The following is a 21315-nucleotide window of genomic DNA, read 5'->3' as shown; positions in this document are numbered from 1 at the left end:
AGATATCAGGCGGCTGGTGTTCGCTTTATTTAAACAATTGGGTAAACTTCGTCGTTACGCTGTCGCTATTTTCGTTCATCCACTGCCAGTTCACGTTGAAGGTAGGAATTTCGTCCACACTTGCGCGATCCTTCGCTTCCACATCCGAGCGGCCTGGGAGCAAATACGCGCCAGTAACCATTTGCTGAGCATCATCGGAAAGCAGATAATCGATAAAAGCTTTGGCATTGTCGGCGTTTTTGGTCGTGCCGACAATAGCAGCCGGACGCGGGCTAATGACGCTGCCCTCTTTTGGATAAACAATATCCACCGGCTCGCCAGCCGCTTTCGCTTTGTACGCCATGTAATCGACGCCGGCAGCTACAACGGATTTCGCTCCTGTAATGACTGGATCAAGCGCCTCTTGATTCGCTCCTGCCATCGCTACGCCGTTTTGCTTGTAGCTTTCGAAAAGCGACCAGCCGCTATCGCCCGATGCGCTCAAATAGCCGGAAATAAAATCAAGTGCGGAGCCAGACAAGGATGGATCTGGAATGTTGACCTTGCCATTCCACTCCGGCTTAGCCAGATCCGCCCATGAAGCTGGAGGCGTCTGTACAAGCTTAGTATTATACACAATGCCAAGGGCAGAGGCGCTGTAGCTGAAATATTGTCCGTCTTTATCCGACCAGTCGGCAATTAGCTTGTCCGCATTAGCCGCTTCCGGGTAGCTCATCAGCATGCCTTCCTCTTTCAGTCCTTGCATCGCTGGAAGCGACGCCAGTACAAGCACATCAACCGCTGGATTCGATTTTTCCGCTTCCATGCGGGCCAGAATTTTGCCCGTTGTGCCTTGGAACATTTCAACCTTCACGCCGGTCTTCGCTTCAAAGCCTTCCTTAATTTTGTTCGCAAGCCCTTCTGGTCCTGCGCTGTATACAACTACGCTGCCGCTCAGTTTAACCTCTGTTTGCTGCTGCTGCTCTGCTGCTGCAGATGCGGCTGGTGCCGAAGGTGACGCAGACGCCTCACTGCTTGCTTGTCCATTGCTTGCTGCTGCTCCACAGCCTGCCAAGCTGACTCCCATAAATGCGGTTAAAACAAGCATCATGCCTTTTTTAGCTAAATTCATTGGTAGGGCCTCCCGATTGTTCTCATTTTTTTATTTGTCAAAACATGTAACCCACTCGTTTAGGACACCACTTCATGCACATGCTCCGGCGAGGCGTAAACCTGCACCTTATCGCCAACGAGCAGCCTCGACGGAGAGTAGGCCGTCCAAATGCCCAGATTCTCCTGCATCTCAAGCTCTACCTCATAGCGGTCGCCCATGTAGCTGGCATGCCGCACCTCCGCCTCAAAGCGGTGGTCCTCCGCATCCGCCTCCCGAAAGCGCACATGCTCCGGCCGCAGCATCCACTTGTCCTTCATCAGCCAATTCGACTTGCCGATGAATCGGGCGACGAACGGATGCTCCGGGGCGCTGTATATTTGCTCCGGCGTCCCCTGCTGCAAAATTTCGCCGCCTTGCAGCACGACAACCTCATCCGACATGCTCATCGCCTCCGTTTGGTCATGGGTGACGTAAAGCGCCGTCACGCCAGCTTCCTTCACCAGATGGAGCAGCTCCGCCCGCATCTCATCGCGCAGCAGCGCATCCAGTGCGCTGAGCGGCTCGTCGAACAGCACGAGCTGCGGCTTCATAACGATCGCTCTCGCAAATGCGACGCGCTGCTGCTGTCCGCCCGACAGTTGATGCGGATAACGCTTCTCCATGCCCCCAAGACGGACGGTCTGGAGCGCGCCCAGCACCGCTTCCTGTAGTCCAGCCTTCATGCCGGCAGCACGGAGGCCGAAGGCGACATTTTCAAACACCGTCATATGCGGCCAAAGCGCAAAGTCTTGAAAAACCATTCCGAATTGCCTTTGATGAGCCGGCCTATTAATCCGCTTCACTTTGGAATAGTAGCACTCTCCATTCACATGAATCTCGCCGCCATCCGGCGTTTCAAGTCCTGCGAGCATTCGCAGCAGCGTCGTTTTGCCACAGCCTGACGGGCCGAGCAGCGTCGTAAAGCTGCCTTTGGCAATCGATAAGCTGGAAGGCCGCAGCGCGTGAACAGCGCCGAAAGACTTTTCCAAATGATTCATTACGATATGTCCCATATGCATTAACCTGCCTGTCTATTAAATGACTGGCGGAGCAGGCAGCCGAGGCTTCCTTGTCCGCTAGGCTTTAAGCTTGACCTCAGTATAGCCTCCGACTATTCGTTGTTTATTTGAGCTGTGTAAATGAAAGATTAACTTTTTAGTGGATTTGTTTTAACATTCATCGAATTTTTCTATGCTACTTTTATAAGTATCCGATAGTAGGAGGCAACCGCCTGTGAATTTATTGAAGCTGAAAATTATTGAGCTGCTCGACAAGCATAAGAAAATTACCCCTGTTGCCCACGAGCTGGATCTCAAGCAGCCGACCATTACCTATCATATGAAAAGCCTGGAGCAGGAAATGGGCGTCAAGCTGTTCGAGGCGCGGGCGGATAAAATGCTGCTGACCGCACCCGGCAAGGCGCTGCTTCATTATGCGGTGCGCATCAATAAGCTGGCGCAGGAAGCCGAGCGCGTCGTTATGGAATATGGCAGCCTGGCCCGCGGAAAGCTGACCATTGGAGCGAGCTACGTCCCGGCTACCTATGTGCTGCCGGAGGTGCTGAGCAATTTTTCCAAACACCATCCGGGCATTGAAATTTCCGTGCTGGTGAAGCCAGCGCCTATTATTAAGGAAAAGCTGTGGAGCCATGACATCCATCTTGGCCTCATCTCCTCCGAGCCGTTCGAGCAGCCCTCCTTGTCCACCCATAGCATTTGCGAAGATGAGCTGGTCGTTATTTTTGCTCCTAATCATCATCTCGCAGCTTATGAGACGCTTAATCCGGGTCTTATTGCTACGGCCAATTTTGTGCTTCATGGCGAGCAGTCCAGTACGCGGGAAATGACGACGAGATGGCTGAACAATCACCGCATTGACCTCATTGGGCCGATTGAGCTTGATTCGATTGAAGCCATCAAGCAGACGGTGCAGCAGGGCGGACATATTGCTTTTATTTCGGAGCTTTCCGTACAGGAGGAGGTTCGAAAGGGACAGCTGCTTATGCGGAAAATCCCCAATACCCGTTTTCAGCGCTCGATTTATTGCTGCTATAACAAGGATCGCTATGACTCCCGGCTGACCGAACAATTTATTGATACCCTCCATAGAAGCTTTAAAAATTCTCCGACACCATCCATTAATTATTGGAAAAATTAACATAATCCGTTTCCATGCTTGATTCCTCGCGAACAATGGCTCCCTAAAGTAAAGGTTGTAGGTCCATTATGAAGAGGAGATGAGATAATGAAACATTGGTTAACGAAAGCAGGAACGATGGTTTTGAGTGCGACGCTGCTGCTGTCGGCATTCCAGGCACCGGACACCGTACAGGCAAAAAAGCAGGAAGCGAATATGGTCCCATCCTATGAGGTCAAGCTGCTGCTGGATTCTACGCAGGTATTGAACAGCAATTTGACGCTGAGTTCCGCTGTTGCCTCCCAGTTCAATCTGACTACTTCGAGACAAACCAATGTGGAATATTTCGATACCAACAGTCTTGGTCTGGATGATGCAGGCTGGAACGCACGTTTTCGCAAAAAAGAGGATAAAAACAACTACGAGCTCACATACAAAAAACGCTATGCTGTGCAAAATGGCAATATTGACGCGGCGCTGACGCTTGCAAACACAGAAGGCTTTGACATTTCGGATGACAATTACAAAGCGGAGATTGATTGGGGCTACAGCAAGCAGACGCTCAGCATGTCCGTCGATAAAAAGGTAAGCCAATCGCTAAACGGCGCGCTCGGACTTCCATCCGAGTCAGCCGCCCGCCAAATGCTGCTCGACGAGCTGCCAGGCAAGCTGAAAAACTGGGGGACAAGCAATTGGGGCAAGACGCAGCTGCAAAACTCGCGTGCATACGGCCCTATCCTCACAACGAAGCACACAGGCACTTGGAATGGCCTTGAGGTAGACGTTGAAATTTGGCCAATCCGCAATGCTGCCGGTACAGGCATTGAGCCAATCGTGGAAATTTCCTTCAAAACAGATGAATACAGCGTCGCTAATACGAACCGTACCGCACTCATTAACAGCTTGAACAACCTCGGCTGGCTCGTGCCGGCAGATGGACTGAAAACGCAGCTTGTATTGGAACGTTATTAAGACCGCAGCTCTAAAATGAACGCAAAGAAGACCGTATAGCCGCCTGATGAAACAGGCCGGTTATACGGTCTTCTTGTTCATGAATCTATTCAATGATCGGCTCACTAAGCAAAGTGAAGTGGACTGGTTAGGCGCCGATTATACTTCCATGATGATCGGAAGAATCATCGGCTTTCTTTTCGTTTGCTCATATAAGAATCGTCCGAGCGCGTCTTTTACATTAGATTTTAGCGTCGTCCATTGGTTGACATTATCGCTAATTGATTTAGTAATGGTGCGGGATACGATGCGGCCTGCTTCGTCGAGCAGACCTTCCGATTCACGTACATAGACGAAACCGCGCGAAATAATATCCGGACCTGATTTAATCGTTTTGTCCTGCTTGCTGATCGTTACTACGACAACGAGAATGCCGTCCTGCGACAAATGCTTGCGATCGCGCAATACAATATTGCCGACATCGCCAATACCTAGGCCATCGATATACGTATTGCCTGACGAAACTTTGCCCGCTTTGCGTGCTTGGCCATTCGCAATCTCGACCACCTCGCCGTTATCGACAAGGAAAATATTTTCCTTCGCAACGCCTACTGCTTCAGCAAGCTTCTTGTGGTGAAGCTGCATCCTGTATTCGCCGTGAATCGGAATAAAATATTTCGGAGCCATCAGGTGAAGCATCAGCTTCAGCTCTTCTTGGCTGGCATGGCCAGATACGTGCATGCCTGTAGCAGCGCCCTGACCGTAGATCACGTTCGCTCCAAGGCGGAACAGCTCGTCTACAGTACGGCCAATGCTCCGCTCGTTGCCTGGAATCGGCGTTGCGGAAATGATGACCGTATCTCCCTCCAGAATTTCAATCTGGCGGTGATTGGAACGCGCCATGCGCGTAAGCGCCGACATCGGCTCGCCTTGGCTGCCCGTGCACAAAATGACGACCTGATTGTCAGCATAACGGTTCACTTCATTCGTTTCAATAAGCATTCCGTCTGGAATATTCAAATAGCCTAGCTCAGAAGCAATCGTAATCATATTGACCATGCTGCGGCCAATAATCGCCAGCTTGCGGTTCGTTGCGACACCCGCGTCGATAACTTGCTGCAAACGGTATACGTTCGATGCGAACGTCGATACGATAACACGGCGCTCTGCTTTGCGGAAAGCGTCTATGAAGTTCGCTCCGACGTTTCTTTCCGAAGGCGTAAAGCCCGGACGCTCTGCATTTGTACTCTCCGATAGAAGCGCCAGCACGCCCTTGCGGCCAATTTCAGCCATGCGGTGAAGATCAGCATGGTGATCATTAACCGGCGTCTGATCAAACTTGAAGTCGCCTGTGTGTACAACGACACCTTCAGGCGTATCCAGTACAACACCGAGGGAATCTGGAATACTGTGGTTCGTACGGAAAAAGCTTGCAGTTAGCGTCCCGAATTTCAGCTCGGATTCCGCATGAATCAGATGTCTTTCCGTTGCGCCAAGCAGGCCAGCTTCCTTCAGCTTGCCTTCGATCAGTCCCATTGTCAGACGACTTGCGTAGACAGGCAGGCTAAGCTGCTTCAAAATATAAGGTAATCCACCGATGTGGTCTTCATGGCCGTGCGTAATAAGCAGCGCTCTGACCTTGTCCTTGTTCTCGATTAAATAAGAAATGTCCGGCACGATAATATCGATGCCCAGCAGCTCTTCATCGGGAAACTTGGAACCGCAATCAATGACAATAATATCGTTAGCGTATTGTACTGCGTACATATTTTTCCCAATTTCACCTACGCCGCCCAAGGCAAAAATGGATAGTTTGTTTTCTGTTCTGTTATTCAAAATAATCCTCCTATTTTATAAGACTGACGACGATTAATATACATCAAACTAAAAAGATCCGAACCAGTCACTTGTCACCATTATAGCACGAAAATTTAATAAAAAGGAAATAGGCTTATTCGCCTTTTATTCCTTGTTCATTCGACCCAAAATGTAAAGCAAGCCTTTAACAAACATTCCCATAAAAGCCGATGCGGCCACCGTGCATAAATTCAGCCCGTGAATATAAATAACGAGCAAACCTCTGGATGTCACTTCATCGGATAAAGGGAACAATAGCCCGAGCCCATACGTTAAAATGACCGTAACGGGTACCCAAAGCACCGGAATAAATAGCGGAAAATACCAATAGCGTCCGCTAAAGCTTCGAACGATGGCTATCGTATAAAGTACGCCAATCAGGACCAGCAAAGTAATTACGCCATTCAAAACCGTCATGCTGTACGCTGTCGCATAATACAAAGTATTGCCGATTAACGAGAAAATTAAGCTAAGAAGTATTACCCTCCGCATAGCAGGGCCGAACGACGAGCGATTTTCCTCGGTCATTACGACTTTACAATATCAGCGATTACGTTAAGAAAAACATCCATTTCCTCATCCGTACCAATACTTACCCGCAAATATTGATCAATGCGAGGCTGCTTGAAATACCGAACGAGTACGCCCTGCTCGCGCAGCTTTTGAAAAAGGTGTTCCGCCGCTTGGTCAGGGTGGGAAATGAATAGAAAATTGGCTGTGGAATCGGTCACGACAAAGCCGAGTTCCCGCAGACGCACAGCCGTCTGATCTCTAGTCTGATTCACTTTGGCCGTAATCTCCTGGAAATAATCATCATCTTCTATAGCGGCAACAGCACCTGCAATCGCTAAGCGGTCGATTGTATAGGAGTTGAATGAATTTTTCACACGATTAAGGCCGTCGATAAGCTCCTCGCTTCCGATTGCCCAGCCTACCCGCAAGCCGGCAAGCGAACGCGACTTCGATAACGTCTGAATGACGAGCACATTCGGATAATCGGCAACTAGCTTAACGGCCGATTCGCCGCCGAAATCAATATAAGCTTCGTCAATGATGACGACTTGGTCGCGGTTATGCTCAAGTATCGAGCGGAACTCGTCAACTGGAACAAGCATCGCTGTCGGAGCATTCGGGTTCGGAATGACAATGCCGCCATTTTCACGCATATTAAATTGCTCCAGCGGCATACGGAACTGCTCATCCAGTTGAATTAAATCCGCCTGCAGCCCGTAAAACTCGGCATACACTTTATAGAAGCTGTATGTAATATCGGCAAACAGCACCGGCTTTGCAGGATCGAAGAATGCTGCGAAAGCAAACGCCAGCACCTCATCGGAGCCATTGCCTACAAAAACCTGGCTCGGGGAAACTTTAAAATAAGCAGCCAGCGACTGCACCAGCGCTCCGCTCGTCGGATCAGGGTATAAGCGCAAATCCTCATTAGCCGCCGCTTGGATCGCCTCGATCACCTTCGGTGAAGGCGGATATGGGTTTTCATTCGTGTTGAGTTTAATGTATTGCTTATCCTTTGGCTGTTCGCCCGGCACATAAGGTACTAGCGATGCCGCAAGTGGGCTCCAGAACTTACTCATGAGTCAAGCTCCCTTCTTTTCGATTAACGGCCCCTGCCGTTTGTCCGCTTTATTCATCCTCATTCAGCATAAAACATTTTGATGCCGAATGCATCCACTAATTTGCGATTATGCCAATGACTAAAAAAGGCAATACAAGAATCATTACAAGTACGATTATAGCTACCGTAATAATTAATGAAACGCCAAGTGCGCGCCAAGCCGAAAACTGATGGGCCTCGCCGACCGCATGCAGCATAATAATGAACACCCATATGCTCAAGACAATTTTGATAATAGCGAACAGCAGGCTAAGAGTCATCAGCACGCCGCCTGGAAGGTCAAGCCCTGAGGCCAGTCCACCCGAATATACAAGCGTATCGGTAAAGCTCCCTCTTCCTAATAGCACAAACTGCGGAATCCAAAGCAGTCCGATTAATACGGAAGGCGCCAAAACGCCACGGGCAAATGCAATGTACATCTGATGCCTGGTGGCAGTGCCGCCGAACCATGAGCCCACCCATTTATACAAAACGCCGGATAAAAATAATCCCCCGATTCCAAGCGGTGCGCCAACTAAAACCGCCAGCAGCAATATCAAGCCCAAATAAATATGATTACCCCACGAATTATCCGCGCCGGTATCCAAAAACTGAAAGATGCCGCTGAATAAAGCAATTACAACAAGCGGCCAGAATGGTCCCGGATGTTTGAGAAAATGCCTAACCGTCTGACGGGGATGAATCCATACGCGAAACCAATATTTCCAATTTCCTTGCTGCATCATTTTTCCCCTTTCGTCCTTTCTCCAACGCGGAGCCCCATAATAACCAAATCGCGCTCCACCCCATCCAGCTCCGCCACTTTCGGCATGTACGCCCATTGCTCAAAGCCGAACTTGCCGAGCAAGCCAAGGCTAGGAGCATTGTGGGCAAAAATAAAGCCGAGCAGCGTCCGAATATGCAGCGCCGGACATGCCTCAAGTGCATGCTTCAGCAGCATGCTTCCCAATCCGCGCGCACGATGCTGCTCCGCTATGTAGATGCTGATTTCGGCTGTCGCCTGATAAGCAGGACGGCCATAAAACGACTGAAAGCTGAACCAAGCCAGCAGCTCTCCGTCCTCTTCCACCACCCAAAGCGGCCGAGTATCCGGCGCATGCTCGTCAAACCAAGCCTGCTTCGCTTCTACCGTTGAAGGCTCCAAATCCGCTGTCACCTGGCGCGACACAACCGTTGAATTATATATAGCTACAATGCCGGGCAAATCCTCTTGCACAGCATCGCGAATTCGATACGTTTCCTCTGCCATAAACCGCTCTCCTTTGGAGCTGCGAGGAAATTAGCGGTACTTTATTTCGTCGCAGTCTCTTAGCGTCATAATATCACCAGTTTAACACAATACGCGCAGCACATCGTCGATTTTTCGATGGTGGGACAGCACGCCATAATTCATCCACGACAAAAAATCGACCTCATGCACGCTGCCGTTGCGCACAGCGGGCAGCGACCGCCAGAGAGGCGAATGCAGCAGCTCGATCTGCCTGCCCGCAGTCGGATCAATTGTAATAAACAAATGGTCAGCGTCAAGCAGCGCCAGCTCCTCCATCGTCAGCTCAACGAACCGCAGCCCTTTAGCCAGTTTTTCTACGAGCGAATGCGGGCTCAGTCCTAAATCGCGGTAAAGCACCGGGCCGGTGTAGCCATGGTCAGGACCGCCATATAACTGCACTCTATCGGCTGACAAACGCAAACAGGCGACCGTCTGCCGCTTCACCACCCGCAGCAGCTTCGCCTTTGCGGCTGCTGCTTTATTTTCATAATCAGCAATAACAGGGCTTACTTCCTCAGCCTTCCCGAGCAAATCCGCAATGCTGTGCAGCGTTGTACGCCACTCCTCGCCTTTATAGGAAAGCTGAATGCTCGGAGCAAGGCTGGTGAGCTTGTCCATGCCCCAACGTTCAATGCCCGTATCCATCAAAATAAATTCCGGCGCAAAGCCAGATAATGTCGCTTCGTTATCGGTGACCACATTAAATTCTGGCACATCATCGAGACCAAGATATTCCTGCCGCCCCCAATGATCGTGGGTGAATTGCATAATGGGCCTAACGCCAAGCGCCAGCAAATAATCCTCGATGAAAGGGGCAAAGACCCGAATATTTTCCCGCTGATGGCGGCGATATTGGCCCGGTGTAAGGCCAACCGACTGCTTGAAGCGGCGGCTAAAATAATATTCATTGCTGTAGCCGACGCTTTGCGCGATGCTGAACAGCCGTTCATCCGTGCTTGCCAGCAGCTTTTTCGCCTGCTCCACACGTACGACATTCAAATAATGCAGCGGAATTTCGCCTGTCAGCTTCTTGAATAGACGGGAATAGCGCCAGCGCACGATGCCTGCATGGTCAGCAAGCTTGTCTACCGTCAGCTCTTCCCGGAAGTTTTGCCGAATATGGGCAATGGACTGTTCCATCGCTCGCCTTTCGCCGCTTTCTGTGCGCAGAGGCAAGTTTTGCTGCATGATGAACAATAAAAGCTGTTGAAACCGGATATCATGACGGAATGCCTCCAGCTCGTCCTCCACGTCCCGCTTATCATGGAGCGCCTGCAGCTCACTCAGGCAGTAGGAGAAGGGCTTGCAGGAAACCTCGCCCAGACATGGAAAGGAGGCTTCCCCCGGTTCCGCTCCAATTCCATCAAAGGCAATATAGTAGAACGACACCCCCTCTTCTCCGCCCTCAAAACCACCAGCTGCAAACTCCATCCTCGTACCCGGGCCAAAAATAAAACAGGCTCCATGGCCCAGAGCATGCTGCTCTCTATTCACGTACAGCGTTCCCGATCCACCCGTCACTATCATGATGATATGTTCATCAGCGGTGGGCAGCACCTGCTCCTGCCCATTTTTTACGTTCCTATATTGTATCGCAGCCAGCCTATAGAAAATTGCATGGCGCAGCTGCGGCTTATTCTCCTCGTTGCTCACTTCATATCCCCCTTAGGATGTTTTGGCAAACAGCACGCGTTATGCCCGCACATGCCGAAGTAAATGAGAATGATTTTCACAACTAGTATAAATGAAAAAAGAAAGCCCATCAATGCACCGATGGGCCTTCCCTCTTTATTTCTTGAATAGCGCACTTGCTAGGGCGCTGCTTATTTCACGAACATTTTCAAAATATCATCAATTTTCATCGAATTTGCTGTTATCGCACCAGATTGCCAATACGATCTCTCCACCCGGTGTACATGCCCTGCCTTCACTGCGGGAATAGCCTTCCACATACTGCTGTCCAGAAGCTTCAGCGCTTCCTGATTTTCAGGTGAATCCCAAGTTCCGTTGGACAGTAAAATAATAATGTGGTCGGCATCCAGATCCGGTAAGCTTTCTTCTGTTAAAATCTTTTGAAATTCCTCCATATCCTTCGACCATGTATTTGGTGTAAGACCCAACTGGGAGTATAGAGAGCCGATAAAACGGTTGTTCACACCGAACAGCGCGAAGGTACTATCATCGACATTCAAACGTATGACCGCTACGGACTCATCGCCAAGCGCTGTATTGAGCTTGTCCTTGGCATCGGCTATTTTCTGCTCGTAAGCATTAATCACCGTTTCTCCCTGTTCCTTCATATTCATTACATCTGCAATGGTGGTCAAAATCGCTTTAGAATCAAACAAAATATTTTCTGGCAGCCGGTAGGTAGGCGCTATTTTAGAAAATAAATCGTATTTGGCCTTGTCTGCCCAGCCGTCCAATATAATCAAGTCCGGCTCCATATCAAGCAGCACTTCAATATCGCCCGTAATATCAAACGTCGGCAAATCCAGCTTCAAATATTCCTGCGTTCCCCAAAGCGGGTGATACCACTGGACAACTGGCGTTACGCCAAGCGCCGTCAAATAGTCCTCCAAATAAAGTGCCGCTACGCGCTTCGGATGCGCCGGAACTGTTACCTCGCCAAACTCGTCCTGGAGCACTCGCGTTTCCGCTTCCTGCTCCGCAGCTGCCGGCTCATCCGCTGCCGCAGGAGATGGGCTAACAGTGGCCGCTGCATCGCTAGCCCCCTTATTAACAGCTGTCTCGCCTTGCGAACCGCAACCCGCGAGCGCTATGATAACGGCTAACGCCACTAACATGAGCGCCGTCATTTTACTTTTAAACCTCTTTTTCCCCCATCGCAACATCTCTGTTCGACTCCCCTCTAAATCAGTGATTATCATTATCAAACAACTTGATCAAGTGTAGCCCATCGCCCGTCCTGCCTACAATGCACATACGCTACAATTTTCTTATACAAACGCTATCGCCACGGCCTATTCGCCTTGCTCCCATCCATCCAATAGCCCTCTATCCATTCCATTCCCTGCAAAATTTTTGTTAAAAACATGCATTTATGGGCATGCAGCCGCGCTTTCATATGACATATGTCATATAGCTGAACTGACGTTTATGACTTATGGCGCATGACGTTTCTCTTTACAATATAAATATAGCTAGCAGGATGCAGGCACCTTGAACAAAGGACGTACATCCCGTTATTGAAGGAGGAGCTTCATTATGGATCAGAAAGCCAAGCAAGCGAGCTTGAAAAAGAGCCTTGCCCCTTACGAAAAAGTGAATATGAAAACCAGCATACAACAATTAATCAATACTTTACTCCCACTCGGCTTTTTCTGGTACGCGGCGTATGCCGTCATGCCGATCTCCTATTTGCTCACGATCGTTTTTTCCTTAATTACTGCAGGCTTTGTCATTAGGACCTTTATTATTTGCCATGATTGCTGCCACGGTTCTTTCTTTAAGAGCAAACGGGCAAATGCTATCGTCGGCACGATTACAGGGATCATTACCCTCGTCCCTTTCCAACAGTGGAAATACAGCCACTCCATCCATCATGCAACGAGCAGCAATCTCGACAAGCGTGGTATTGGCGACATTTGGATTATGACCGTAGATGAATATATTGCAGCAACGCCTTTGCGCCGCCTTTTCTATCGGATTTACCGCCATCCGGTCGTCATGTTCGGCCTTGGTCCGATTGCCGTGTTTCTGATCCAATACCGTTTCAACCGTAAAGGCGCTAGACGTCAGGAACGCCTCAACACGTATTTGATCAATGCTTCAATTGTTGCTTTATATGCAGGTCTTGGCTGGCTGCTGGGCTGGCAGGCCTTCGCAATGGTTCAACTGCCGGTTATGTTTTTATCAGGATTTTTCGGCATTTGGCTGTTCTACGTCCAGCATCAGTTCGAAGATACGTATTTTGAACATGATGATGAGTGGAGCTACGTGAAAGCAGCCGTTGAAGGCAGCTCTTATTACAAGCTTCCCCGCATCCTGCAATGGATGAGCGGAAATATTGGCTTCCACCATGTGCATCACTTGAGCCCGAAGGTTCCCAACTATTATTTAGAGGATGCGCATAACTCCTCCGTTCCGCTTCAGCAGGCAACGACAATTACTCTTAAAACAAGCTTGACTGCCTTGCGTTTCCGTCTGTGGGACGAAGAGAATAAAATGTTCGTCAGCTTTAAAGGCTTGAAGCACCGTCTGCGCAAGCCGCGTGCGGCAAGCACCAAGCTCGATACTCGGCGCGTAGGCTAGCAGGTACGAAGATACAAGCACGAAAGAGGCTGCGCGGAACCAAATGCGCGAGCCTCTTTTATGTTAAAATAGCTTCAAAGCAGCTCTTATTGCTGCAACAGCGATTTAAAAAGGCGGGATGCATATGCAAAAATGGCATCATATTTTTCATAAAAATACGGGAATCAGCCCGTATGTTTGGGTCGTTTTCTACATCCTGCCCTTCTACTTTATTTTCCGCAACTCATCGCCCTACCAAGCGACGTCCGGCATTGTGATGATCGTTTTATTTTTCATCTGTTATATGCTTTCCTTCGTATCCAAGGGCTGGCAGGTTTATTTCTGGACCAGCATCCAAATTATTATTTCCATTGCGATGACGCTCATGTTCGGTTATGTGTATTTCTCGATTTTTCTCGCTTATTTTATCGGCAATATCCAGAACCGCATCGGCTTCTTTACGCTGTATTCCATTCATATCGTCACGACCTTCCTGAGCATCAACTTTGGGCTGGCTGTGCAAAATCCGGTCTTTCTCGCACAGTTCCCCTTCGTGCTCATTAGCTTGATCGGCGTTATTCTGCTTCCGGTCAATACGTACAACCGCAACAAGCGGGACAAGCTCGAAGGGGAGCTTGAGCATGCCAACAAGCGGATTTCAGAGCTCGTCAAGCTGGAGGAGCGGCAGCGGATCGCCCGCGACCTGCATGATACGATTGGACAGAAGCTGTCGCTTATAGGGCTGAAAAGCGATCTGGCGGGCAAGCTGATGCAGAAAAACCCCGCCAAGGCGCAGGAGGAAATCGATGATGTGCGCCAAACGGCGCGCACCGCGCTCAAGGAAGTGCGGGAGCTTGTCACCGAAATGCGTGGAACACGGCTTGAGGATGAGCTTTTTCGGGTAAAGCAAATTTTGAAGGCTGCCGATATTCAGCTTCTTGTAGAAGGCGATCCGGCGCATACCGACACTTCACTGCTTGCCGAAAATGTCGTCAGCATGTGCCTCAAGGAAGCTGTTACTAATATCGTCAAGCACAGCTCCGCCACCAAGTGCCTGGTCGAGATTGAACCGACCCGCACAGAGCTCATTGTCCGCGTTCAGGATAATGGCACGGGCATTGCTACAGGCGGCAAGGAGTCGCGCAGCTATTACCGGGGAAATGGCCTTAGGGGCATGAAGGAAAGACTGGAGTTTATTAATGGCAGCCTGGACATTATTTGCGGAGACGGCACGATGCTCGTCATTAAAGCGCCCAATGTCGTCCAGAAGCCGGAAAAGGAGCCCACGCTATGATTAGAATTGTTATCGCCGAAGACCAGCGGATGCTGCTGGGGGCACTTGCTTCCCTGCTTGATCTGGAGGATGATATGACCGTGGTTGGCAAAGCTGGCAACGGTGAAGAAGCGATCACGCTCGTCCAGCTTCACAAGCCGGACATTTGCATTATGGACATTGAAATGCCGGTCAAGAGCGGGCTGGAGGCAGCGGAAGAAATGCGCCAGTTAGGCTGCAAGGTCATCATTTTGACCACCTTTGCCAGAAGCGGCTATTTCGACCGTGCGCTAAAGGCCGGCGTGTGCGGCTATTTGCTCAAGGACAGCCCTAGCGAGGAGCTGGCGAGCTCCATACGCAGCGTCATGACAGGCCGCCGCATTTATGCGCCCGAGCTGGTAGACGACGCCTACGGGCAGGAAAACCCGCTCACCGAACGGGAGAAGGAAGTTCTCGGCCTCATCGCCGACGGCAAAAATACGAAGGAAATCGCCGACCAGCTTTATTTGACCAATGGCACCGTGCGCAATTATATTTCGGTCATTTTGGATAAGCTGGGCGTGAGCAATCGAATTGAGGCGATTACCCGTTTTAAGGAGAAGGGCTGGTTTAAATAAAAAAGCATGTTCTTTCCCGCAGCAGCGGTACGGAACATACTTTTCAAGGGTTCGCCGAGCTTAGCTTGCCGTTTGGCCTCTTTTATTTTTAAAAAGCTGGCACAACCGCCACGCCGTATTTGTCCTGAATGAACTTTTTCACCTCGGGCGACACGAGCACCGCATCCAGCTTCTTAATTTCTTCGCGGTTCTCATCCCCGCTGCGGACGACGATAATGTTGGCGTAAGGCGATTCTGCATCCTCGCGGAACAGCGCATTGTTCGGATCAATGCCCGCCTCCAAAACCAGGTTCGTGTTGATAATGGCGCCATCTACGTCAGGCAATACCCTTGGCAAAGTTGCAGAATCCACTTCCTCAAACTTGAGATTTTTAGGATTGTCTACGATGTCCTTCGGCGTTGCCTCGTACGTATTTTCCAAGCCTTCCTTCAGCTTGATCAGCCCTTGCTGCTCGAGCAGCACCAGCGCCCTGTATTCATTCGAAGGGTTGTTCGGAATCGCAATCGTTGCGCCATCCGCAATGTCACCCTTCGCTTTCAGCTTCTCGGAATAAAAGCCAATCGGCTCGACATGCACCTTCGCGGTTACCGCAAAATCATACCCCTTCTCCCCTTTAATCGAGTCCAGATACGGAACGTGCTGGAAGTAGTTCGCATCGATCTGCTTCTCAAACAGCGCCGGATTGAGCTGGCCTTCATCATCGAGCACAACGACTTCCAAATTAACGCCCTGCTCCTTTAGCAGCGGCTTAACGAACTCCAATATCTCAGCATGCGGCACTGGAGCAGCGCCTACTTTAAGCGTTACTGCCTCTTGCGGGGCTGCCGAAGCGGAAGCCTCCGGCGACTGGGTCGACTCGGCAGGGCTTGCGGCTGCACTCGCTTCCGGCGAGCTTGCCGGGGCATTATTGGCTGCGGTACCGCAGCCAGAGACAATAAGGCTGAACATAAGAATAAGGGCGGATATAAAGGTCCATTTCGTTTTTTTCATCGTTTTCATGGTTACTCTCCTGCTTTCTCTATTTAGGTTTGAGGGCCGCTATAGCTACCCTAGATGACGCTTTTTCAAAATCGCTTTAGCTACGCTATCGCCTGACAGCTGAATCGCCTGCACTAACAAAATAATGACGATAACAGTCGCAATTAAAATATCTTCGCGGAACCGCTGATAGCCGAAGCGGATCGCCAGACTGCCAAGTCCCCCTGCGCCAATCGCTCCTGCTACCGCTGTAAATTCCGTAATCGCAATGACAGCGATGGTCATCCCCCGCACAAGCGCCGGAAGCGCTTCGGGAATCAGCACGCGGAATATAATGGTTAGCGGCGTCGCTCCCATCGCTTTGGCCGCTTCTATTTTGCCCGCGCTCACCTCCTTTAAGGAGTTTTCAATAATGCGGCCTAGAAACGGCGAGGCCCCAATCGATAAAGCGACGATGGCTGCTGTCGGGCCAAGCGAGGTGCCTACAATTAGCCGGGACAACGGCAGCAGCAGCACGATTAAAATAATAAAGGGCAGCGAGCGCACGCCATTAATCGCCGTCCCAATGATTTTATTGATGATCGGCGCCTCCAAAATGCCGCCCTTCTCGCTGACGACTAGCGTAATGCCTAGCAAAATGCCAATGATTAAAGCAAATACCGAAGACCAAGCAACCATATACAGCGTCTCCAGCAGTCCCTCCCATAGCAGCTCGAACAGATCATCTCTCATATTCCTGCTCCCAGCCCCTCCATGATCGACCGTTTGTCACGATAATAATCGATGATGCTGACGAAACGCCGGGCGGTGTAGCTGACGGGGTTCATAAACAGCTTGTCGACCGTCCCTGTCTCGACGATAGAGCCATGCTCGATGACCGCCATATGGCGGCAAATATGCTGAAGCACATCCAGCTCGTGTGTAATTAAGACGATAGTCAGCTTCAGCTTGCGGTTAATATCCTGGAGCAGCTCCAAAATGGAGTAGGTCGTCTGCGGATCAAGCGCCGAGGTCGCCTCATCGCTGAGCAGCACATCCGGCTCATTCACAAGCGCCCGGGCAATGCCCACCCGCTGCTTCTGGCCGCCGCTGAGCTGGGACGGATACATATGCTCCTTGTCGGTCAGCCCGACCAGCTCCAGCATCTCCCGCACGCGCTCTCGAATGAACGGCTTTGGATAACCGGCCACTTGAAGCGGAAACGCGACATTTTGAAACACATTTTGTGAATCCAGCAAATTAAACTGTTGAAAAATCATTCCAATCTTCCGCCTAGCCAGCCGCAGCTCCTTGCCAGACAGATCCGTCAGCACCTTGCCGCCAATTTCGATCGAGCCCGAATCAGGCTCCTCGAGCCGGTTCAGACAGCGGATCAATGATGATTTGCCTGCCCCGCTAAAGCCGATAATGCCGAATATATCCCCCTTATCAATCGTCAGATTAATGTCATTCAAGGCGGTAATCGTGCTGCTTCCGCTTGTATAGGTTTTGTGCAAATCCTTTATGACGATCATGCGGAAAAACTCCTCTCCTCCCTGATAAGGTGAAACGGCTGTCACCTGTCACCGTCCTTTGGCGGCGCGGCGCGTTTCAGTCCGAGAAATATAGAGAAATATAGAGAAAGTATGGCGAAATCATATACTTTCCTATATTTAAATAAAAAAAACCAAACTTCAGCACCGTTCAATCTGCTCGGTGGAGAGTTTAGTTTCCAGTGTTCTGGTCAACTAGTTATGGGCTGATCGCCCAAAAACCAACTATTCCTATTTGATTTATAAATTTAAAGCAATTGCCTGGCGGTGTCAACTTCTTTTTTTGGCAATAATCGGGATTGACGCTAGAAAATGAAGGTGATAAATTAAAACAAACTATTCCACCCTGTTCACTTAATATTATACATATTTATCGAGGAGGAGCTTGACATGTCCCAACAAACTGCGGGAAAAAGCCGGCAAATAAAATTATCCGCTTATTTGGTTGGCACTGGCATGCATGTGGCGGGCTGGCGCCATCCCCATGCACAGCCGGATGCCAGCATCGACATCGACTATTACCGGAAGCTCGCCCAAACCGCTGAACGCGGGAAATTCGATATCGCTTTTATCGCGGACAGCCTGGCGATTAATGAGCAGTCTCATCCAAACATACTAAGCCGGTTCGAGCCGATTACACTGATTACGGCTTTAGCATGCGCCACGACGCATATCGGCGTAGTCGCCACCGCCTCAACCTCTTATATTGAGCCGTTCAATTTGGCTCGGCTGCTTCTGTCTGCCGATCAGATCAGCAAGGGGCGGGTTGGCTGGAACATCGTCACTACACGGGATCTGTCAGGGAATACGGCACGCAATTTTGGCCGGGATGAGCATTTCGAGCATAGTCTTCGCTACAGGCGGGCGGAGGAATTTCTCGAGGTCGTGCAAGGGTTATGGGATTCTTGGGAGGACGATGCCTTCATCCGCGACAAGGAATCAGGGCAGTTTTTCCACAAGGAGAAGCTGCATCGTCTTCAGCATCAAGGCGAGTTTTTCTCGGTGGAAGGGCCGCTAAATATTAGCCGCTCGCCGCAGGGGCATCCTGTGCTCGTGCAGGCCGGAAACTCTGAGGCCGGGCAGGACTTCGCCTCGCGAACGGCGGAAGTCATTTTCTCTATCAAGCACAGCAAGGAGGAAGCACAGGCATTCTATCAATCGTTTAAAGGGAAAGCTGCTAAATGGGGGCGCGCACCTGAGGATATATATATTTTGCAAGGCATAGCGCCGATTATTGGCGATACCGAGGAGGAAGCGCGGGCGAAGCTTAAGGAGCTTGAAGCGTTGATTACAGAGGAGCAGGGCATCGGCTTTCTGGCGGATTATTTTCAGGCAATCGATTTCTCTGGCTATACGCTGGAATCACGCGCTCGCGAGGTCGGGCTCGACCGCATTAAGCTGAACAAAACGGACTACCTCAAGCACCAGCCGGTTATTGCAAGGGAAAACCCGACGCTGCGCGAGGTGTATTCCTTTCTCACAGGCTCGTTCAGCGGGGAACATCTCGTCGGCACCGCCGAGAAAATCGCGGACACTTTGGAGGAATGGTTCGCCGAGCAGGCGGCTGACGGCTTTATGCTCATGGCTCCGCTGCTGCCGGATGGGCTGGAGCTGTTTGTCGACCTTGTCGTGCCGATTTTGCAGCAGCGCGGCCTTTTCCGCACTGAATATGAAGGCGTTACCCTGCGGGAGCATTTTAACCTGCCGCTGCCGCGCAATCGCTTTACTAAAGCAACGAGCCATTAATACGCAAAACCGCCGCCCCCTAGGTAGAGCTAAGGAAATCGACGGCGGTTATTTATATTTGGGGCGGGGGAAGCCTAGCCAGCCCCAAATAGCCCTATCGCTTCGGCTCTGCAAGCCCTTCGTTAAAGCTGTCGCATAGCTGAAATAGCTCATCCGCTCGCGCAAGCTGTTCCAGCCAATGCGAGGGAATGGACGACAGACCATAATAGATGCCCGCAAGACCGCCTGTTACCGCACCTGTCGTGTCCGTATCCTCGCCCAAGTTAATAGCGCGAAGTACTGCTGCGGCGTAGCTGTCGGTCGTCAGCAGGCTCCAGATGCTGGCTTCCAGCGTGTGCATGACATACCCTGACGAAGCAATGCTGTCCTCCTTCAGACTTGCCAGCTGCCCGCTAAGCAGACGTTCAAAACGATCCAGATAGCTGTTGCCCGCATAAAACAGCTGGATTGTCCGATTCGTTGCCGCATAACTCTCCTGTGGGCTGTGACCCTTCAACAATTGCACGGCATACTCCGTGTAATAGACGCAGGCCATAATCGATATAGGATGCCTGTGGGTTAGCGACGAAACCCTGCCAATCGCAGCCGATCGTTCCTCTATGTCAGCCTCAAGCATCCAGTAGGCCATCGGCAAAATACGCATCAATGAACCGTTGCCATTGCTGTATTCGCCGATTCCGCCTGCCAACTCAGGCTCTGCCCCACGCGCAAGCCGGTCGATCGCCTCGCTAGTCGCTATGCCAATATCGAACACCTCGCCATGCGGCGTCCAGCGCTCGCCCCGCTTCCATTCCACGAAGCGGCTCGCAATATCATGCACCTCTACGCTTTTGCAATAGGCAAGGCTCTCCACCAGACATAAGGTCAAGGACGCATCATCCGACCAAGTGCCCGGCGGCTGCTGATGCGAGCCATAACCGACCATGTCCGTTAAAGGTGCTTTCTCTAGCGTCTTCCGATTGCAAAACTCCACGGGAACGCCTAATGCATCCCCGATACAAAGCCCTATTAATCCTGCTTGAATAGATAGATTCATTTCTTAAACCTCCTGCTGCCGCCAGCTTGGTCTAGCGGTTTCGTAAATCAGCTTCGCTTACTTCCCAACAAGACCATTATGCACAAGCCCGCGAAAAAAAGGCAAATGCTGCGGATGGCATGCAATGAGGTATGGCTCACTGCTCATGCCCGCGAATGGCCTGCCATCATAGTCGGTAATGACGCCGCCAGCCTCGCGCACCATAAGCATCCCCGAATAAAGATCCTCGCCCTCCGAGTTGTACAAAATAATCGCATCCAAATCGCCCTTCGCCAGCATGCTCCATTGCAAGGTAGGCGCCCACAGCCGCATCATTCGCTTCGTGTTTGCATCAATATGCTGGCGCAGCCTTACTGCCCGCTGCTCCTGCTGTACTTTATGCCCTTGAATCCAGCCGACCGTCGCTCTCTTGAAGGGACGCGGCTCGCCCATTCGAATGATTCGCCCATTACAGCGAAAGCCGCCGCTTGCCACCGCCTCATACAAGCGGTCCGTCAGCGGCTCATAAATGACCGCCATAACCGCTTCGCGCTGATACATGAGCGTAATGGATACGGCAAATAACGGCATCCCGACCGCGAAATTATTCGTCCCATCCAACGGATCAACCAACCACAGCCAGTCACTGGCCAAGCGGTTGTCCCCCGCCTCCTCCGAAATCACTTGATGTCCCGGAAACGCCTGCTTAATTTTGCCCAAAATGATCGCTTCCGCCCTGTGGTCGGCTTCGGTCACCAAGTCGCCAGATTCGTCTTTATGCTGAAAGGCACTGGAATCCAGCTTTTCAAAAAGCTTTTTCAGCAGCGCTCCCGCCTCCCTCGCCGCCAAAGCTGCCACTCGCTGTGCTTCTCTTACGATCGTTGTATCCAAATGTAATCCCCCTATTTCGTTTATTGGTT

At 50.8% G+C, this 21315-nt stretch carries 20 protein-coding genes; 6 read left to right on the top strand and 14 right to left on the bottom strand.

Annotated elements, in window-relative coordinates; genetic code table 11:
- Nucleotides 1-25: 25 nt before the first annotated feature.
- Both AC50X8_RS19735 and AC50X8_RS19730 read right to left on the bottom strand, forming a co-directional pair.
- Nucleotides 26-1111, bottom strand: coding sequence for an ABC transporter substrate-binding protein (locus AC50X8_RS19735; RefSeq protein WP_494881069.1), 1086 nt, complete (start codon nt 1109-1111; stop codon nt 26-28).
- Between the two features lie 59 nt (nt 1112-1170).
- Entirely contained in the window at nt 1171-2145 is a 975-nt protein-coding gene (locus AC50X8_RS19730) for an ABC transporter ATP-binding protein (protein ID WP_494860990.1), read from the bottom strand.
- Between the two features lie 220 nt (nt 2146-2365).
- Here AC50X8_RS19730 and AC50X8_RS19725 point away from each other — a divergent pair, with 220 nt between their 5' ends.
- Entirely contained in the window at nt 2366-3289 is a 924-nt protein-coding gene (locus AC50X8_RS19725) for a LysR substrate-binding domain-containing protein (protein ID WP_056036697.1), read from the top strand.
- An 87-nt stretch (nt 3290-3376) separates the two neighbouring features.
- A complete protein-coding gene (locus tag AC50X8_RS19720) occupies nt 3377-4240 on the top strand; it encodes a hypothetical protein (RefSeq protein WP_494881067.1) in 864 nt (287 codons plus the stop codon).
- A 138-nt stretch (nt 4241-4378) separates the two neighbouring features.
- Here AC50X8_RS19720 and AC50X8_RS19715 read toward each other — a convergent pair whose 3' ends face one another.
- From AC50X8_RS19715 to AC50X8_RS19685, 7 genes are all read right to left on the bottom strand, one after another.
- Nucleotides 4379-6055: a ribonuclease J gene (locus AC50X8_RS19715; RefSeq protein WP_046231290.1), complete on the bottom strand. Its 1677-nt coding sequence runs from the start codon at nt 6053-6055 to the stop codon at nt 4379-4381.
- Between the two features lie 126 nt (nt 6056-6181).
- Nucleotides 6182-6493 (bottom strand): hypothetical protein, encoded by a 312-nt coding sequence (locus AC50X8_RS19710; RefSeq protein WP_494881062.1) that lies wholly within the window; start codon nt 6491-6493, stop codon nt 6182-6184.
- 110 nt (nt 6494-6603) lie between these two features.
- On the bottom strand, nt 6604-7668 hold the full coding sequence (gene hisC / locus AC50X8_RS19705; RefSeq protein WP_056036691.1) for a histidinol-phosphate transaminase: 1065 nt from the start codon (nt 7666-7668) through the stop codon (nt 6604-6606).
- 97 nt (nt 7669-7765) lie between these two features.
- Nucleotides 7766-8431: a YIP1 family protein gene (locus tag AC50X8_RS19700; protein WP_056036689.1), complete on the bottom strand. Its 666-nt coding sequence runs from the start codon at nt 8429-8431 to the stop codon at nt 7766-7768.
- Nucleotides 8431-8958: a GNAT family N-acetyltransferase gene (locus AC50X8_RS19695; protein ID WP_056036687.1), complete on the bottom strand. Its 528-nt coding sequence runs from the start codon at nt 8956-8958 to the stop codon at nt 8431-8433. The genes AC50X8_RS19700 and AC50X8_RS19695 overlap by 1 nt, the downstream gene beginning before the upstream one ends.
- Nucleotides 8959-9039: 81 nt before the next feature.
- Nucleotides 9040-10632, bottom strand: a complete 1593-nt coding sequence (locus tag AC50X8_RS19690; RefSeq protein ID WP_494881056.1) for a helix-turn-helix domain-containing protein — start codon at nt 10630-10632, stop codon at nt 9040-9042.
- A gap of 170 nt (nt 10633-10802) precedes the next feature.
- On the bottom strand, nt 10803-11798 hold the full coding sequence (locus AC50X8_RS19685) for an ABC transporter substrate-binding protein (RefSeq protein WP_494881053.1): 996 nt from the start codon (nt 11796-11798) through the stop codon (nt 10803-10805).
- A 409-nt stretch (nt 11799-12207) separates the two neighbouring features.
- On the opposite strand from AC50X8_RS19685, the gene desA reads away from it, so the two are divergent.
- From desA to AC50X8_RS19670, 3 genes are all read left to right on the top strand, one after another.
- Nucleotides 12208-13254: a Delta(5) desaturase DesA gene (gene desA / locus AC50X8_RS19680; RefSeq protein ID WP_494881051.1), complete on the top strand. Its 1047-nt coding sequence runs from the start codon at nt 12208-12210 to the stop codon at nt 13252-13254.
- A gap of 124 nt (nt 13255-13378) precedes the next feature.
- Nucleotides 13379-14527, top strand: coding sequence for a sensor histidine kinase (locus AC50X8_RS19675; RefSeq protein ID WP_056036684.1), 1149 nt, complete (start codon nt 13379-13381; stop codon nt 14525-14527).
- Nucleotides 14524-15123: a response regulator transcription factor gene (locus tag AC50X8_RS19670; protein WP_056036682.1), complete on the top strand. Its 600-nt coding sequence runs from the start codon at nt 14524-14526 to the stop codon at nt 15121-15123. Before AC50X8_RS19675 ends, AC50X8_RS19670 begins: the two co-directional genes overlap by 4 nt.
- Nucleotides 15124-15211: 88 nt before the next feature.
- Here AC50X8_RS19670 and AC50X8_RS19665 read toward each other — a convergent pair whose 3' ends face one another.
- The 3 genes from AC50X8_RS19665 to AC50X8_RS19655 are packed head-to-tail and all read right to left on the bottom strand — an operon-like array spanning nt 15212 to nt 17616.
- On the bottom strand, nt 15212-16114 hold the full coding sequence (locus AC50X8_RS19665) for a MetQ/NlpA family ABC transporter substrate-binding protein (protein WP_056037080.1): 903 nt from the start codon (nt 16112-16114) through the stop codon (nt 15212-15214).
- A gap of 54 nt (nt 16115-16168) precedes the next feature.
- Entirely contained in the window at nt 16169-16834 is a 666-nt protein-coding gene (locus AC50X8_RS19660; protein WP_056036680.1) for a methionine ABC transporter permease, read from the bottom strand.
- Nucleotides 16831-17616 carry a methionine ABC transporter ATP-binding protein gene (locus tag AC50X8_RS19655; protein ID WP_056036678.1) on the bottom strand — a complete coding sequence of 262 codons (786 nt, stop codon included), beginning with the start codon at nt 17614-17616 and terminating at the stop codon, nt 16831-16833. Before AC50X8_RS19655 ends, AC50X8_RS19660 begins: the two co-directional genes overlap by 4 nt.
- A 408-nt stretch (nt 17617-18024) precedes the next feature.
- Between AC50X8_RS19655 and AC50X8_RS19650 the strand changes: the two genes are divergently transcribed.
- Nucleotides 18025-19380 carry an LLM class flavin-dependent oxidoreductase gene (locus AC50X8_RS19650; RefSeq protein ID WP_494881049.1) on the top strand — a complete coding sequence of 452 codons (1356 nt, stop codon included), beginning with the start codon at nt 18025-18027 and terminating at the stop codon, nt 19378-19380.
- Nucleotides 19381-19474: 94 nt separating this feature from the next.
- On the opposite strand, the gene AC50X8_RS19645 is transcribed toward AC50X8_RS19650, so the two are convergent.
- The gene (locus AC50X8_RS19645; RefSeq protein WP_494881047.1) at nt 19475-20416 is read right to left on the bottom strand and encodes an ADP-ribosylglycohydrolase family protein; all 942 of its coding nucleotides are present in this window, start codon (nt 20414-20416) and stop codon (nt 19475-19477) included.
- A 57-nt stretch (nt 20417-20473) separates the two neighbouring features.
- Nucleotides 20474-21286 carry an inositol monophosphatase family protein gene (locus tag AC50X8_RS19640; protein ID WP_494881045.1) on the bottom strand — a complete coding sequence of 271 codons (813 nt, stop codon included), beginning with the start codon at nt 21284-21286 and terminating at the stop codon, nt 20474-20476.
- Between the last annotated feature and the right edge of the window lie 29 nt (nt 21287-21315).

The organism is Paenibacillus sp. JT22N15 (assembly GCF_059383755.1).
The sequence above is the reverse complement of the archived record's forward strand: the minus strand, read 5'-3'. Positions and strand labels throughout refer to the sequence as shown.